Consider the following 15,951-nt stretch of genomic DNA (forward strand, 5'->3'; position numbering starts at 1 on the left):
AATATTAGACCTGAGTTTGTCACACAGTTCCCTGCCATCTTTGAGCAGGGAGTAGTCTACATTAGTGAGGAATTCGAAACAGCTGGACATTTGTGCTGTTGCGGCTGCGGGGAAAAGGTCATTACGCCGCTGAATCCAGCTAAGTGGCATTTGCTCAAAGAAGGAGGGACCGTCAGCCTATCTCCCTCTATCGGTAACTGGAATTATGTGTTGGGTCCCGGATGAATATCTGCTAAAAAGCAAATCACCACTACTGATCGGGCGTGAACTCCTCACCACCCTCATGGCACAATGGATGAACCGGGACATACCATGCTGATCGCCTTGCACAAGAACGCCACCACCACTCCCGCCACCCGTGAAGCCATCCAGAAGGCGACCGGCAGTGACTACGAACTCGCTCGTCAGTTCAACGTCTCTCGCGACACCATCCGCAAGTGGCGCAAGCGCGATACCGTACAGGATGGTAGCCACACCGCTCACCGCCTGCAAACCACCCTTAACGCTGCACAGGAAGAGCTGGTCATCTACCTGCGTACACAGCTGTTGCTGCCGCTCGATGACCTGCTGGCGGTCATCCGTGAGTTCATCGAACCCGGCATGAGTCGCTCAGCGCTGGATCGCCTGTTGCGTCGACGCGGTCATTCCCGCTTGCCGGTGCCGGACAAGCCCAGCGATACCAGCAAGCCATTCAAGGCCTATGAGCCCGGCTATCTGCACCTTGATGTGAAGTACCTGCCGCAGATGGCGGATGAAACTACCCGGCGCTACGTCTTTGTGGCGATAGATCGTGCCACCCGCTGGGTCTTCATTGCCATCAAGCGCCACAAGACCGCTGCCGCAGCCCGCTCGTTCCTCAACGCGGTAGCCAAGGCTGCACCGTTCAGGATACAGACCCTGCTGACCGACAATGGCAAAGACACCGCAAACCAACGGGATGGTGGAGCGTTTCAATGGCCGTTTGGCGCAGGTGCTGCGCTCACATCACTTCAACAGTGCGGAGGATCTGGCACAAACGCTGCACCGCTATGTATGGCTGTATAACCAGCACTTGCCACAGAAGGCACTGGGTCATGAAACGCCGCTACAGGCACTCAAGCAATGGCAGCATTCCCACCCGCATCTGTTCCTGAGAGGGGTGCGCAATCATGCGGGACCTGACAATTATGCTTGTAAGTCGCATTACATCATCACAAAGAACAAGGTGATTGAGGCTGGTAAGTTGAACACAGGGAAAATCGAAGCTGTGCAACGCCGACGGCGGTCCCCCGGATTTGAGTATCACCCGGTATTAGAGTCCAATCCCCCTGACCAAGGAGAGTGGACATGAAGAAGCGTTTTACCGAAGAGCAGATCATCGGCTTTCTGCGTGAAGCCGAGGCCGGTTTGCCCATCAAGGAACTGTGCCGCCTGCATGGTTTCTCCGAAGCCAGCTACTACCTCTGGCGCAGCAAGTTCGGCGGCATGAGTGTTTCCGATGCCAAGCGCCTCAAGGAACTGGAAGCTGAGAACACCCGCCTCAAGCGCATGCTGGCCAACAGCCTGCTGGAGAACGAAGTCATCAAGGAGGCGCTGCAAAAAAAGTGGTAACCGCACCGGTCCGACGGGAACTGGTGCGGTTTCTGGCTGGACGCGGACTCAGTCAGCGTCATGCGCTGCGTATCGCCCGCATGAGCACGAGTGCCTTCCGCTACAGCCCGAGACCCGATTGCAACGACGTACTGCGTCAACGCATCATTGAACTGGCACAGAAACACCGGCGCTATGGGGTCAGCATGATCTGCCTGAAACTGCGACAAGAACACTGGCAGGTGAATCACAAGCGGGTGGAACGCCTGTATGCGCTGGCGGGGTTACAGGTAAGGCGGCGCAAGCGCAAGAAAGTCTTGCATGGGCAGCGTCAAGCGCTGATCCGGCCCCAGGCTGCCAACGAAATCTGGTCGATGGACTTTGTGTTTGATCGAAGTGCAGAAGGACGGGTGATCAAATGCCTGACCATCGTGGATGATGCCACCCATGAGGCGGTAGCTGTGGTAGTGGAGCGCGCCATCAGCGGTGAGCTGCTGACCCGGCTATTGGATCAGGTCGGTCAAACTCGCGGCTTGCCTCAAGTGATTCGCACGGACAATGGAAAGGAGTTCTGCGGACGGGCAATGCAGGGCTAGGCGCAGCAGCGTGGCATAGCCTTACGGCAGATCGAACCGGGCAAGCCGAACCAGAATGCCTATATTGAATCCTTCAATGGCCGCTTGCGGGATGAATGTCTGAACGAGCACTGATTCATGAGTCTGGTACATGCCCGAGTGCTGATTGAAGCCTGGCGGTGCGAGTACAATGAAGCGCGCCCGAAGAAGGCATTGGGAGGGCTGACGCCCTCCGAGTATGCCCGACCACTGGCGGAAAGGACTGTTAAACTGCCCCCGGACTCTAAAGCGGAGTGCTACTGAAGATGGGGGTCGTCGGGGGTATCATATGAGCGAGCTGGCAAAGGGGGCTTTAGGAACAAGTATATTGGCCAGCGGGCCAGCAGGTACCCACTTTGAGGCCCAGGTCGGTGCATCATACTTGCTAGCCATGCTCGCCGGAGCACCCGCCCGAGGCCTTCCCGGTGCCACTATAGATCGAGTCGCGCTACAACAGGCCAATACGGGGCATCCGCTGGACGACGTAGTGATCCACGCCCACGACAACGTATCCGGAGAGTTGGCGGTGCTGGAAGTTCAGGTCAAGCGATCCATCACCTTCTCCGCCGCCGACCCTATCTTTCGCAAAGTTGTAGGCCAAATTGTCAAAGCCTCACAACGGCCTGACTTTCTTACGCAGCGCTACGAGCTGGCGATTGCAACGACAAAGGGATCGCGCAAGATCGATGGGGCATATCAGGATGTACTCACGCTTGCGCGGCAGATCGGTGACGCAGCTACGTTCGCCACCCAAATCGACCTGGCGGGTGTGGCTAATGACGACATGCGCGCCTTTATCAAGACATTCAAAAGCCACCTACAAGACGAAAACTCGCTGGACGACAACGAGACCGTCTGGCTGTTGTTGCGCCGACTGCAGATTCTGACTTTTGACTTTACGGCATCCGGCTCAGCATCGCACGATCTGGCGCTAGAGCGCGCGGTGCGTGTATTGCATCCCGACGATGGATCACGCGCTGGGGCCTTTTGGGGTAGCCTCATAGAACTAGCAATCGATGTGGCGAAAAGTGGCGGTGACAGAACCCGCGAGACAGCACTGCAAGCTCTCGCGCAGCTGGGCTATCGGTTCCTAGGCGAGCGTCGGCACGCTACGGCCCGAGCCGCGCTAGCTGAGTCATCCCGCTTGGCGCTTGCTGACATTCGTAACCGTGTGGGCAACGTCGTTCTTGCACGGCAGGAGCGCGTTACCGCAACGCGCGAAGCGTTGGATCGCGGACGCTATGTGGAGATCCGTGGTGATGCGGGCGTCGGCAAATCGGGCGTCCTGCGGCAGATGGCCGAGGCCATGCAAGCCGAAAGTCAGGTCATCGTTCTCAGCCCAGGACGATGTGTGCCGCGCGGGTGGACCGCGTTGCGCGCACAGCTGAGCTTCGACGGAACGCTTCGCGAATTGCTCGTCGAACTGGCTAATGACGGCGGCGCCACGATCTTTGTCGACAACCTTGACTCTTTCAGCGCAGAGGAGAGGGCCACGGTCGTGGATGTCGTCGGGGAAGCCTCTGTTGTTCCGGGGGTGGTTGTGGTCGCAACGGCTCGGCGCGAATTTGGGATCGATGAGCCCAGTTGGCTACCAAGCGATGCACTGGCACGCCTGGGCGGAACCGACCCGATCATGATAGGTGAGCTGAGCAAGGTGGAGATTGAGCAGTTGAAGGTGACAAATCCTTCGCTTGCGCCCCTTCTGACGGACGGCCATCCCGCACGCCAGGTCACCAGAAACCTGTTTCGCCTCGCACGGCTGGCGAGTCAGCCGGCGTCTGATCCCGTACCGCGCACTGAAGTCGATATGGCCGAGCAGTGGTGGACCAGTGCGGACGGCGCACGCGACACCGGGTGGCGTGATCGGACTCGGCTGCTGCAAGGCGCGGCAGCGCAGACCTTGTCTGGCGCCGACTTCCTCGACGTTACAGGCCAAGCCGCGGCGCCGATCGATGCTTTGGTGTCTAGCGGCACTCTGCGGGATTTGGGCATTGACCGGGTCGCGTTTCGCCATGACGTACTGCGTGAGTGGGCGATTGCGAGCGCACTGCACGCCGATCCGGAACTCGTCGACAGGCTACAACTAGATCGGCCAGCAGCGGCAATGTTTGCACGTGGTGTTGAGCTGGCAGGCCGCATGGCAATCGAGCGGGCGACTGATGGCGCGAGGTGGCACGCGCTCTTTGATCGGCTGAGCCAAGCGGGAGTTCATCGTTCTTGGCGCCGCGCCGCGTTGCTCGCCCTAGCTCGATCCGAAGCTGCGGAAGCACTTCTCCAACGCGCATCGCCCGAGCTTCTCGCCAATGGCGCCGCACTGCTGCGCGAACTTATCCGAACGGTCATGGCTGTCGACGTGCTTCCGGCCGCAAAGGTCTTTGGGGCTGCGGGCGTCGACCCCGCGCTCATACCGTCATCGATCAACGTCCCACGCGGCCCAGCATGGACGACGTTGATTATCTGGCTCTTGGGTACCAGAGATGAAGTTCCCAACGAGGCCATTCCAGAGATCGTTCAGCTATTCGCGGCATTCTCGGTTGGCACGCTTGGCGCCACCGATATCACGCCGCTTACGACACAGCAGATCTATCGTTGGCTGAGGTTGATGGAGCCAAGAGACGCAATGCCGACGCCGAGCGAGGGCCCTGTGTTTTGGGCGCACCTTGATCGCGACGGGGTCCAGTCCCTGAAATCGGACCTCCGTGATGCATTCGTCATGTTCGCGCGGACAACGCCGGAGTTGGCCGCCGAATACCTTACGGCAGTGGGAAAGAGTGAGCATAACGAAGACATCGTGCGCAGCATCCTGAAGATGCGCGGCACGCTGGCGCAAGCAGCCCCAGCAGAGTTGGCTAATCTGATCGCGCAGGTATTAATCGCAAGGCCCCGGCAACATGAGCACTACTCCAAGATAGAGCGCGAGGATGTGTTTACGTACTACGATTACAACTTCCGCCCGACATCGTTGGCACAAAATCTATTCCTTGATTTATTGACCCATTCCCCCAAGGATGGACTGATCTTGGTTCATCGCTTGGTTGCGCACGCTCTCCTAACCGTAAGTCAACGAGCTGACCCTAGACTAAACAGTATCGACTTGGTCTTTCCAGAAGGTGCGCGTACGTTCACATGGACGCAGTCCTATGAATGGTCACGTTACAGCAACTTTTATGCCGTCACATCCGCTCTGATGGCACTCGAAGCATGGGCACACCACCGCATCGAGGCTGGCGAAGCGTTTGAAGCTGTCCTAGCAGACGTGCTTGGGCCGCAGGGTTCGTGCGCTGCGTACTTGCTGTTGGCAGTTGATCTCATCATTTCGCATTGGCCAAAATCGCTTGACGTGGCGGCGACTTTTCTAAGTTGTCCCGAACTGCTTTGCATGGATCACTCGCGTAAGGTGCAGGATCGTCTCGGTATCCCGGACCTATTCGGAGTTGGCGCCTTGCGTAATGAACCGGTCGGCAGTGTGACCGCCGCTGACCTGAGGCGCCGTCCCAGCCGAGGGACAGCACTTGACGAACTGCTTGGTAACTTCACATTCCTAGCAACCCCGGATCAACTTACGACACTGCGGACGCTGCTGGCGACCGCTGCAGCACGCCTGGGCGAACCCGCCACGAGTGCGCACCTGGGCAACCCGGAATTCATGGTTAGGTACGCACTGAACCTCTCGGATACCGCAAATTGGCAAGAGGTCGAAGTGACGCTCAAGGACGGTTCATCCGCAACTGCGCGCAAGTATGTATCGCCAGAGGCAGAGCAGACCCATCTACAAGCTTTACGAGACGCCGCGACTGAGCGAGAGTCAGATTTTGCTACGCGGTCTGTGCTAACCCTCGCAGTCGACGATCCCGCTCGGTTGCTGCCGGAGGGCCGGTCGGCGGCGGTGGCTTGGGCGCGGCGTTCGGCAAGAGCTACGACGGACATCGAATCCGACGACGATGACGGCGAGCGGCGGATGCAAGAGGAAGCGATTGTGACGGCCGCCATGATCGTCATGCGGGACGGCGATGATGCCTTGCGCGCCGAGCACGGGGAATGGGCGCGGTCGCAACTGGACACCACGCTTGCGGCGCTCGACGACAATCCTGACCGGCAGATGCGAGGGGGCCTGCGCTTCAATCCGACCGCGATCGCCTATGCCGGGTTGATCCACTCCTTGCGACATCGGTCAACGCCGGAAGACGTGCGGTTGCTTCTTGAGGTAGCGGCGACAGGAAACCACGCTGCCGCGCACGGCTTCGGGACGTCCGCCGCAGCCCTAGCGGAGGTCGACAGCCGGCTGCCGAGAGCTGTGCTCCGATGTGCTTTCAGCGCGAGTGTCGTGGAGAACCGAGCTTGGGATGCGTCGCCGGAAGATGTCGACGCTCGCAAGGCGCGCAGTTATGAACGGGCACGGACTGCCGTTGACGCTGAGATGGCATGGCTTGGTGGCGAAAGCCCGGAGCCAACCTGGCCGGCATTTCCGGTAGAGAAGGCTCGGCCGAGAAGGCGACTTCACTTACCCGGAATCCATATTGCTACGCCTGAAGCGCCAGTACCTTCGCCAGCAAAGCATGTAAATCATCAGGCTGCGGCTCTCTGGTTGCGCCAAGTGTTCGCCCTTCCTCACGATGACACGCGCCCTTGGCTCAACGAGATCGTGAAAGCCTACATGCCTTGGACGGCCCTCGCGAATGGAGCGAACCTAAACGACGGAGACGAAACGGACCGTCCGCCTTCTGAGTGGAACGATCCGTTCTTTGCGGCGGTTGCACGCTGCGTTGTCGGCCTGTCAACGCCTGAGGCCGCTGAACTGGCCGTGCGGCACATCGTTGCGCTCCCAGACCGGAATTTCTACGACGTGCTCGTCGATTTCTTGCGCAGCATCGACGCGGTGTACTTCGAGGGCGACAACATCTCAACGCAGGTAGCCATAGACACTCGGCGAGAACTCGCTGACCACATGATAACCACGCGTGGATGGGAACGTCTCAGCCGAAGCAGGGACTTGTCCATCGGAATGCACATTGGCCCGGCAATCGCCGTCTTGTTCTTCAACGACCACATGTACGGACAGGAATCGAAGTGCTACCTGTTTGAGAAGGGCGTGAAGCGAGTCGGCCCGTTTCTCCCTGTTCTGGGCAAACTGGTCAGCAAAGGGCCGTCACTCTTCGTCGCCCTAGTGTTGCTCAATCTACTTGAGGTTGCGCCACGGGTCGAGCAGCTAGATGTGCTCGTTGGGGCCGGAAGCGTATGGATCGAGGCCTATCCTGATTTCCGACAGCTGTGGATCGACCACGGTGTGGGTCGCCGTTGGTGCTTGTTGATAGAGGCCATCCGGGCACACAGCCCGGACAGCTTCAGCAAAACCGCGCCGTTTCGGCCTGCCATTGACACTCTTGTAGCGTCGCTAATTGCGCTTGGAGTGCCTGAGGCCAGGTGGCTGGAGGAGGAGCTTAGCAAGCTTTAAACAGCGAGTGGCCGATTTTATCCCTGAAGTGTGATGGTCAATGCTTGGGGACTGGTAGCATGTGCGAACTTCATATAGAAGCCTGCCATAACAGAAGGTATGCACTCATTTGGGCACTCATGGCATAGACCGATCAACATGAAGCCAAATCTCTTGGCTTGTTGATCCTACTCAGGCGCGATACCGCTATCGTTGGTGCGGATGCTCTCAAAGTATATGGTCAGAACTGGTAAGGGGTACTTATGATCCTGTTTCCAGCAAGCGATGTAGCCTGGCAATAACAGCAGGGTCAGACAAACCTGTATCCGGGTTGGTCTGTACCAGATGGTCATTATCTGCAGCATCCCAGCCGTGTGGCTGATCGTCAACCGCAACCCAGTGCGCCAGTCCAGCCCGTTCTACATAGCGGCGGATTTGCTGGTAGCGGTTGTGCAGGTCCCACCATGTGTTGCGACTACGGCTGCGGTACTCCCCTTCAAAGGCCATGGCACTGTGCCAGGTGGCACCGATTGTGCGGTTACGCAGGCTGGCAGGCAGGTAACGGCGTGCGCGGGTAAAGCCGAAGTCACGCGCCCAACTGGTGCTCAGTACGATCTGTACCTCCGGGTGTGAGGAGAGTACGTCCTCCAGCAAGGGCACCCACATGAACAGTTCACCTTCACCGTGCAGTACTGGTCGGCCCTTGATCAGATAGGCCGTGTCCGGGTGCAGGACGCCATCGAAGTCTAGGAACAGTATCATGTTGTCTCCTCAAGACCCAGCGCGTACATCAACGCTCGCTCCGCTGCAGATAGGGTTTGCCAATCCAGTTGCGGCAACGCGGATTCATACAGGCAGCGGCACGCTCTACCATCCAGCCGGGTTGCATGCGTGCGTGCTTTGGCCAAACGGGCCAGTACCGGGTAATCAGCCAATCGATATAGGGTGTTCAGAGCAGCTGAGGTGGCCATGGCCTCTCTCCGGCTTGGTCTTGCAGGGTTGATTGATTGTAGCTGGCTTGACGAAGGCCAAACAACCGTGTGGCTTGGCCAAGCCCTTGATTTGGGCTCTCTGAAGAAGCCTGTGGCAGGGAATGCTCCGTGGCCCTATGTGACTACAAACTTCGCCAGCAAGGTGTTTGTACGAGGTCTAGCCGGGGGAGCGCTTATGACGACGCCAGTCCATAAACAAGTCGGCAATGCTGCGATACCAGTCTGGGGCTTCGTCAAAGTCTTTCTCAAGATGATTGTACCGAAGCGTCCCTGCACGCCACGCCCCTTCTAACCGAGTCGCCAGATCAACCATCAGCCAGGCTGCCAACTGAATCAGGTGATGTCGTGCCACCAGTGGCTGAGTCTCAACAAATACCCGTCCGGCAATCTCAATGGGGTCATCTACCCCCAAGGTCTTGGAAACATACTGTCGTAAGCTTATCGTTTTGTAGCGAGATACCATCAATCGAATCAATTGATGCATCACCCGGAGCTTATCCGGCACCATACCTGCCCCCGCAGGCTCGGTGAGTGCTCGACACAATCCCAGATGAAAGCTCAAGGCTTGACTGTCATAGCCCCATATCTCCTGTCGAGGTGCCTCGACAAGCGAGAAACCACAGGCGTGACAATCTGCCATGGAGCCCACCTCGAAGACGCTTCCTCGCCCCATTTCCATTCGATGGTACACCACAGGCATACCGCACGCCGGGCACCGGTCATGCAGCATCACGCCATGCCGCATGCACATCGTATTAAAAGAAACCCGCCATGCTCTTCGAAAATAGGGACACTCATCCTCAGCAAGGCAAACGGGACAAAACTGCACCCCATAGCCTCTGCGACTTCGGTGGTAGACCATCAGGGTCTGAACCCAGGGCAAGGTCCCGCTTGGGCGGAAGTGCGGGTAGAGTATCCCCTCATAGGCTCTCAGGGTAGTGCCGTAAACAATCTGCCTGGGCGTTCCAGTTTGCTCCACCAGTGCATTGATCAGCCACACCGGGGCAAGCCGGTCCGAATCTCGGTTCCAGACCTGATGCCGACCGCCAAAAACCCGATTGCAAAAAGTTTGTGCCTTCAAGCCATGCCCCCAGGCCAGCCTGATCAGCCAGGAAGTCAGCAGCTCATCGGGGTAAGGCTTGTACCTGACAGGCCACAGCGAGGCAGTCAGGCCTTTCATGGTGGCTAGAAACGGCGGTGCAATTTACGCCTGGAAGGCGGCACCCAGTGAATGGTACGGATGCGCTCCAGCGTAATTTCTTCCGCCTTGCTGCGAATGGCGTCCACAGCCAACTCCTTGAAAAGGTCACACAGATCACCCAAGGTGCCCTCGCTGCGCAGACACATCTCGCTCATCAACTCTGGAGACTTCAGATTGGACGGTTTATGCAGTGGCGTTCGCCGCTCCAGCGTGGCCAGCAGTGTGCCCACCTCCCTGCCTGGCCGCCACAGAGGCAACTCTTCGGGCATAAACCGGCTAGACATCTGGGGATCAGCCACGAAGGCGTTGTAGGCATCTTCGATGCCGGCAGCAATGATCGACACCTTGGTTTCATTGCCCAGGCTCTTGAGTGCATTGCGAAAATCCCGCTGCCGGTTCAAGCTACCCGCAATCAGGTGGTGGATCTCATCCACAATCAAGACCTTGACCCCCAACACCCGAAAGAGGTGCTTGACCTGAGAGTTTTTCTCCTGAATCGAGGCACTGGGTTTGTACGGTGCCATCAATGCATCCAGAATGCGAGTATAGAATGCCGATACATCGGGTGAAGAGGGAGCTTCGACCATCACCACCGGACATCTCGTGACTTCCGCTGTCGGATCCAGATCAGGTGGATGCAAAGATATGAAACGCTCCAGCAATGAGGTCTTCCCATTGAAAGAAGGAGCAACCAACAGCATGTTCGGCATGCGGGTGATTTGCGGATAATTCAGCAAATCCTCCATCCTGGACAGGATCGCCTTGGCACGATCGTAGCTCATCCAGGTCCCTGCCTGAATAGCGCGAATGCGGACATCATCCGGTTCATCCAGCAAGCGCTCTGCCTCTGGGCTGAGGCGTGATCTGGTCTCAGATTGATCCATTACTCATCATCCAATGCATCAACTTCATCCGGGTTGTATCCCCGTACCATCGGAGGTGGCGCACTGGGCACAACGGGTTGAGAAACAGTCGGCATGGTCTGCTTCTTTACCTCTCGCTGCTTGGCTTGCTCAACCCGTCGCTGCGCCTCACGCCGGGCCGTCTTGGTCTTGGCAGCCGCGGCCGCCTCCAGTGCACGCTGTTCGTTCACGATGGCAAAGACCACCATCTCATTGTCCGGGTCGATACCCTTTGCCTTCGCAGCACGTTGAGCATTGCGAAGCTCCCAGATGCTTACGGGAGGATGGCTGGTGTCTCGGTAGGGAATGGCACAAAAGCGACCGCTGAGCTCATCGAAAAAGTATAGCTGGCTGATATCCCGAGGGTCTCGATGGAAGCGGAATTTGCGCTTGTGTTTCGGAAAATCCGGGTGCGGAGCATTGATCCAGGGACGCAAGACATCGTGGTAATAATGCACATTGTCGATGACCACACCATAACCTTGGACTGGCCGCTCCACATAGGGCGTGAAATGGATCCTCAATACCTCTTCATCAAGGCGTCGAGCTGGTAAACCTCGCCCTGGCTTTTTCTTGGTACCCAGCAGTCCTTCCCGAAACTTCTGCAGTGGCGCCATAGCAATACCAGTGTGGATATCACGGTGATAGCGGGCAAAGAACAGAATCAGCCAGCGCTCGATCTCGGCGAAGGTCATGCAGGCATTCCCCTCCGCGTCATATTCCCCTTTCTCATCCGGCCCGGAAAAGGTCGACCCTTTCACGCTCTTGAGGCCCTGCGTCACTGTTCCCATCAGGCGCTCGATGTGCGCACCATAACGCGGCTTCTTCACTGGCCGCAGATGGATGTCGATATCGTATTCCCTGCACGCCATCTTCAGCATGTCTCCGCGAAACTCCTTGGCATTATCCATATGGATAGCGCCCATCACACCCCAACACGGCCAGGTGATCTGTTCTGAAATCGCCAGCTGTCTGAGCCAAGCTTCTTTCGGCAGTATGGCGTGTGAGATGCACATCCCCGCTGACATGGCCGAAGGGGGGTCCAGAGACAAATACATCCCCAGGCATACCCTGCTGTCGACATCAATGGCCAATGTAATCCATGCTCGGTTTATTGGCTTGCGGTGCTCATCGTCAACGATAATCACAGGCAGCAGGGTATGGTCAATCTGGACGATGGCCAAGGGCCAATCGGCATCTGGAATACTGCCCTTGCCTGGATCATGCAAGGCGTAAGCTGCAGCTTCGCCTAGTCGTCGGCGAGTACGCTCACGACCTGATGTCCGTTTCAGACGAAGTCGAATGGTATTGGTTGCCGGAAGGCGTAACCCAGCATTTGAGCAACGGCGTCGGATTTCCAGGATAGTCTCAGCAATCGAGGGTTTCTGATCGGTATCATGGAAGCCCTCGATCACATCCTGAATGATGAGCTCAACCTCCGGTGAAATCCGCCGCCCTGCTTTTCCTCCTCCACCCCGCCCTCGCATGGGTAACAGTGACGAGAGCAACCCGGTACGTCTGAAAGCGTCCAACCAGCGATAGACGGTCGCCCGGTTAACAGCTGCCTCAGCGGCAATCTGCTCGGCCATCTTGGTGCCATACAATGACTGGTTGACCAATAATGGCTCCAGCCATTTTCTGCGTTGCTCCGCCAGTACCCAATCTACCTCGGGAATCCTCGACAGATCGATCTCCTCGACACCTGGAACAGCCTCTACTGGAAGATGCTGAGGGGGGCGCAGATCGCCAATCGTCAGCAACACACTGGCACCCGTTTCAATGTCCTTGGCCAGAATCTTGTTCAGGTCGGCAACGGCGACAACCACATAGTCACGTCCATTGTTGCTGACGGTCGCGCCTTTGGTCAGCGATAACTGGTTGGGAATCACCTTGGCCATGCACGAGCGCCTCCCCGCGAAATGAGGACTTCACTTCCAAATGGCTCATCCATGTTGGTAACCAGATGGCCCGTCAGCAGCATTGACCAGATAACCGGCAACCAGCGCAGTCTGTCATCGTCAGTTTGTGCCAGCCGATCCAGCACGCTACGATGTGAGCAGGGGAAGTCCGGCATACAATCAAGTACGCAATCAATGTCTTCGACAACCAGTGTAGTATTTCTGTACGCTCGCAAGAACTTCAGGTTCGCCAAGCGAGGTGTCCGGATCTGATGCTGGTCGACGATCTTGAACTCCCAGCCACGCTCCTCGGCAAACTGCCTCGCAAACTCGAATTTGATCGCGTACTTATCAGCATGCTTGGCTAGGTCGTCAGTGTGTTTGACATCAACCAGACTACTCTTGGGTTCCACCCCTGCAACAGGGTCCGGACAGTAGTGCACCAGAACATCCGGCACATAGCCGCGGGGCACACCCGGGACAGGTATCCTGACGGGTTGGGGCTCGAAAGAGTCGACCGTTTCGTCGAAATCAAGCAGGAGGAAGTAGTCCTTTTCGAGCAAGGACTCAAAGGCATCGATCTGGGCGTTTTTGCGACTGGAGTAGCCGCCCGTTACCACCAGATGATTTTTAGGGATTTTGCGTACCGGCATCCAGGAGACCTCCTTGGCCACGGCAATAGTCGCCTCCACTTCTGGAGTTTGTCGCATTCAATACTGAAAGAAAAGCCCCAAGGCAAGGAGATTTTCTCAATCAACTGAGTCTCCGGTCAGTAGTGGTGAGCGATCAGGATTAAATGCGAAGATGAAGTAAGGAATGCGAAAGATCAGTTTATGCTTTCGCATTCTTTTTTGGTATGGCCCATGATCTAGATGGGGTTAGCGGTAGCCCTCCAAAAGAGGAGGCTGCCCTCCATTGCTGCCAGACGCATGGCCTCTACCCTTGGAAACTAAAGCCGGTAAGCTGACCAAAGCCGAAGCTGCTACCTTTGCTGCTGTTCCGGCTGTGGACGTTGGCCTGGTTGACGGCGGCTGCGAGCTCAATGTTGCGGGCGGCATCAAGGTCGATGTCCTTGGCCTGCAGCTTGGCGCCTTCGGTGCGGATGTCGGTGTCACGGGCGAGCAGGACAATGCTTTGTGCCTGCAGATTGCTGCCTTTGGCGGTGCTGCTGCTACTGTCGCTGCTGCTGGAGGATTTGCTGTTGCTGAAGCCGACCGAGATGCCGATGCCGGGGTTGTTGTTGGTTTGTTGCCCGCCCTGGCCGTTGGTGCCTTGGCCGCCTTGGGTGCTGTCGCTGCCCTGAGTGTTGCTGTCCTTGGCAGGGGCGTCACGCTCTGCCTTGTACTGATCCCACTTCTTCTGATCCGTCGCCAGTTTGTAGCTGTCGTAGCCAGCCTTGAGGGCGAGCGCGGTGTCGAGATGGCTGTTTTTATGAGACGTCAGGGATTATCCGGGACCCAGCACATAGATCCGCATGATATTTGTCATGACAACAAATTCTCGGCGTTCACCTCACATACAGCCCCACATCGGAAAGAACTGATATTATTCTATCCTTGCAATACGATGGAAATGCGATACGTAACTCATGCAGATCATCAAATCCCCAATCGATCGCGGCGCTCACTAATAACTCAACATATGAAGCTATTTCTGCCTCAGGCAAATCCGGCATTGTTTGGTGATGCACCAAGACAATACGCTCCTCAATCCAACCCAAATCCCTAAGACAATCATACAGCGCGTTTAAATTTTTACCAAAGTAATCTGGAAATAGCAGGACTTCGCTTAAATTTTGAAGCAAAGCATCAAATGATTTAATGTCACTGGAAACAATGGCATTAAAAGCGCCAGCAACAAAATTCTCGCTCTCATTTTCATAAAAAAAAATCACATTACTAAGCAATTTATTAATCAATCCTTATAAAAGTATTGTAATGATCAGGGGTGTAGTATTTTTCCCCATTTCTTCCCACAACAATTCTTTGTGGTCCTGGACCAGAAACTCCAGGAGTGGGAACGACATATTCTTTGTAATAGCCTGCAGGATGCATGGGTAAGAGAGGGTTAGCTCCTGGTCGTGGTGGGCGATTTTGGAATATTGAACCATCATTCCTATGCGGATAACTTCCTCCATTCTTTATCCTATCTAAAGTAGGTCCAAGATCTACCGCCCCCTCATACATGGCCCCAGTTCTTTGATCTCTAACCACAACACCGACAATTACCCTAACAGGCTTATCGTCTGTAGCCTGCGAAGCATGTGAGCCTGCTTGCGGATTAGATCCAACTCCACCCACCCCAGTTTGAGGTGCAGGCAAAGCTGGTGTACCACTTGCCAGATTGGCGGTGATGATCTTCTCGACACCACTTTCATAGACTACGCCAAGATGCTGGTCTTTCCTAATCAAGATGGTGCCCTTGGGGGCAATGCTGCCATCCGGGAGTTTCAACTCTTGGCTAAGAACGACTGCCGTACCATTTTCAGGTAAGGTAAGTGAGGGTTTCATCGAAGAAATGACCTCAGAACTTACCACTCTGTTAGTGGTGCCTGCTGCCCCTTCAGCATTGCTATTTAACCTATCCAGTACCCCTTGCAGCGCGCCTTTGATAGAGGACAGCTTGGCCCGCTCTAACATGCCCGTACCCGATGCAATAGCTCCCGTCAAGAGCAAGTCATAGGTCCGGCCTTTGGCAATGACCTGCTCGTCGGTCATCTTTGCAAGGTCTTCGTTTGCCCAGGCATACCCCTCTCGATAGGCTTTGGCCATCTTTGCATAGGCAGGCGTGCCTGGATGGGGGTTGATTAACGGTCCCCAATAGCTCCATTGCTCAGCATCGTTGCGGGCATCCTGCCTGAACAGTAGCTCTGCACAATGGCTTCCCAGTTTGCAGTACAGACGTACATCGCCGAGAGCCAGCGTTTCCTGATCATTCGCAGCATCGGCTTGATCAACGGAGAAGTAGGGTTTATCGGACCAAGGGACTGCCCTTGGCCAGAGGCTATCCGCCAATCGTGCTTCAGCCATTAGCTTTGAGCACTCAGGTGACGATGGCCCCGCCTTGCAAACCGCTTCAGCATACTTGCGTTGTTTTTCGCTTAAGGCGGAGTACTCTGCAGCGGTCTTGTCCTCACAGGCCCGATCTCCTTTGCACCGCTTCAAAGCGTGTGCAAATGCAGTCATCTGCTCGTGTTTGAGGTAGTTGTTCTGGGTACCATTCAGCGCCACATTGCCACCCACAATGGCACTGTCTCGCCCTCCGGCCAGCCCGCCGGTGATCTGACCGATCACGGTGGCGGCGGCTTCCATGTAGGCTTTCTTTTGCAGGTCGCGGTTTTTCTT

11 protein-coding genes and 2 pseudogenes are annotated in these 15,951 nt (G+C 56.4%); 4 read left to right on the top strand and 9 right to left on the bottom strand.

Annotated elements, in window-relative coordinates; translation table 11 throughout:
- The first annotated feature begins 3 nt into the window (after nt 1-3).
- From HF682_RS18145 to HF682_RS09055, 4 genes and pseudogenes are all read left to right on the top strand, one after another.
- Nucleotides 4-225, top strand: a complete 222-nt coding sequence (locus HF682_RS18145; RefSeq protein ID WP_505712046.1) for a ubiquitination-like system serine protease family protein — start codon at nt 4-6, stop codon at nt 223-225.
- Nucleotides 226-312: 87 nt separating this feature from the next.
- A pseudogene (locus HF682_RS09045) lies at nt 313-1,162 on the top strand (integrase core domain-containing protein); the annotation flags it as partial.
- A gap of 164 nt (nt 1,163-1,326) precedes the next feature.
- Nucleotides 1,327-2,447: pseudogene (locus HF682_RS09050) on the top strand (IS3 family transposase).
- A gap of 25 nt (nt 2,448-2,472) precedes the next feature.
- Nucleotides 2,473-7,635, top strand: a complete 5,163-nt coding sequence (locus tag HF682_RS09055) for an ATP-binding protein (protein ID WP_168876841.1) — start codon at nt 2,473-2,475, stop codon at nt 7,633-7,635.
- A 240-nt stretch (nt 7,636-7,875) separates the two neighbouring features.
- On the opposite strand, the gene HF682_RS09060 is transcribed toward HF682_RS09055, so the two are convergent.
- The 9 genes from HF682_RS09060 to HF682_RS17700 all read right to left on the bottom strand — a co-directional run.
- Nucleotides 7,876-8,376, bottom strand: a complete 501-nt coding sequence (locus HF682_RS09060; RefSeq protein ID WP_168876842.1) for an HAD domain-containing protein — start codon at nt 8,374-8,376, stop codon at nt 7,876-7,878.
- Entirely contained in the window at nt 8,373-8,585 is a 213-nt protein-coding gene (locus HF682_RS09065; RefSeq protein ID WP_168876843.1) for a hypothetical protein, read from the bottom strand. Before HF682_RS09065 ends, HF682_RS09060 begins: the two co-directional genes overlap by 4 nt.
- 178 nt (nt 8,586-8,763) lie before the next feature.
- A complete protein-coding gene (locus tag HF682_RS09070; protein ID WP_168876844.1) occupies nt 8,764-9,786 on the bottom strand; it encodes a TniQ family protein in 1,023 nt (340 codons plus the stop codon).
- A 5-nt stretch (nt 9,787-9,791) separates the two neighbouring features.
- Nucleotides 9,792-10,691: a TniB family NTP-binding protein gene (locus HF682_RS09075; RefSeq protein WP_168876845.1), complete on the bottom strand. Its 900-nt coding sequence runs from the start codon at nt 10,689-10,691 to the stop codon at nt 9,792-9,794.
- A complete protein-coding gene (locus HF682_RS09080) occupies nt 10,691-12,607 on the bottom strand; it encodes a TnsB C-terminal domain-containing protein (protein WP_168876846.1) in 1,917 nt (638 codons plus the stop codon). The genes HF682_RS09075 and HF682_RS09080 overlap by 1 nt, the downstream gene beginning before the upstream one ends.
- Nucleotides 12,595-13,317, bottom strand: coding sequence for a TnsA endonuclease N-terminal domain-containing protein (locus tag HF682_RS09085; RefSeq protein ID WP_168876847.1), 723 nt, complete (start codon nt 13,315-13,317; stop codon nt 12,595-12,597). The genes HF682_RS09080 and HF682_RS09085 overlap by 13 nt, the downstream gene beginning before the upstream one ends.
- Nucleotides 13,318-13,543: 226 nt before the next feature.
- A complete protein-coding gene (locus HF682_RS18100; RefSeq protein ID WP_205882010.1) occupies nt 13,544-14,050 on the bottom strand; it encodes a hemagglutinin repeat-containing protein in 507 nt (168 codons plus the stop codon).
- A gap of 64 nt (nt 14,051-14,114) precedes the next feature.
- Entirely contained in the window at nt 14,115-14,501 is a 387-nt protein-coding gene (locus HF682_RS18105) for a barstar family protein (RefSeq protein WP_168876989.1), read from the bottom strand.
- 16 nt (nt 14,502-14,517) lie between these two features.
- On the bottom strand, nt 14,518-15,951 hold a 1,434-nt coding region (locus HF682_RS17700; RefSeq protein ID WP_205881954.1), incomplete at its 5' end, for a guanyl-specific ribonuclease.

Origin of the sequence: Leeia aquatica (assembly GCF_012641365.1) — a bacterium.
GTDB lineage: Bacteria > Pseudomonadota > Gammaproteobacteria > Burkholderiales > Leeiaceae > Leeia > Leeia aquatica.

Bases quoted from the DNA above. Each gene is read 5' to 3' on its own strand.
- HF682_RS09055 (WP_168876841.1), top strand. From the start codon at position 2,473: ATGAGCGAGCTGGCAAAGGGGGCTTTAGGAACAAGTATATTGGCCAGC.
- HF682_RS09075 (WP_168876845.1), bottom strand. From the start codon at position 10,691: ATGGATCAATCTGAGACCAGATCACGCCTCAGCCCAGAGGCAGAGCGC.
- HF682_RS09065 (WP_168876843.1), bottom strand. From the start codon at position 8,585: ATGGCCACCTCAGCTGCTCTGAACACCCTATATCGATTGGCTGATTAC.
- HF682_RS09060 (WP_168876842.1), bottom strand. From the start codon at position 8,376: ATGATACTGTTCCTAGACTTCGATGGCGTCCTGCACCCGGACACGGCC.
- HF682_RS09080 (WP_168876846.1), bottom strand. From the start codon at position 12,607: ATGGCCAAGGTGATTCCCAACCAGTTATCGCTGACCAAAGGCGCGACC.
- HF682_RS09085 (WP_168876847.1), bottom strand. From the start codon at position 13,317: ATGCGACAAACTCCAGAAGTGGAGGCGACTATTGCCGTGGCCAAGGAG.
- HF682_RS09070 (WP_168876844.1), bottom strand. From the start codon at position 9,786: ATGAAAGGCCTGACTGCCTCGCTGTGGCCTGTCAGGTACAAGCCTTAC.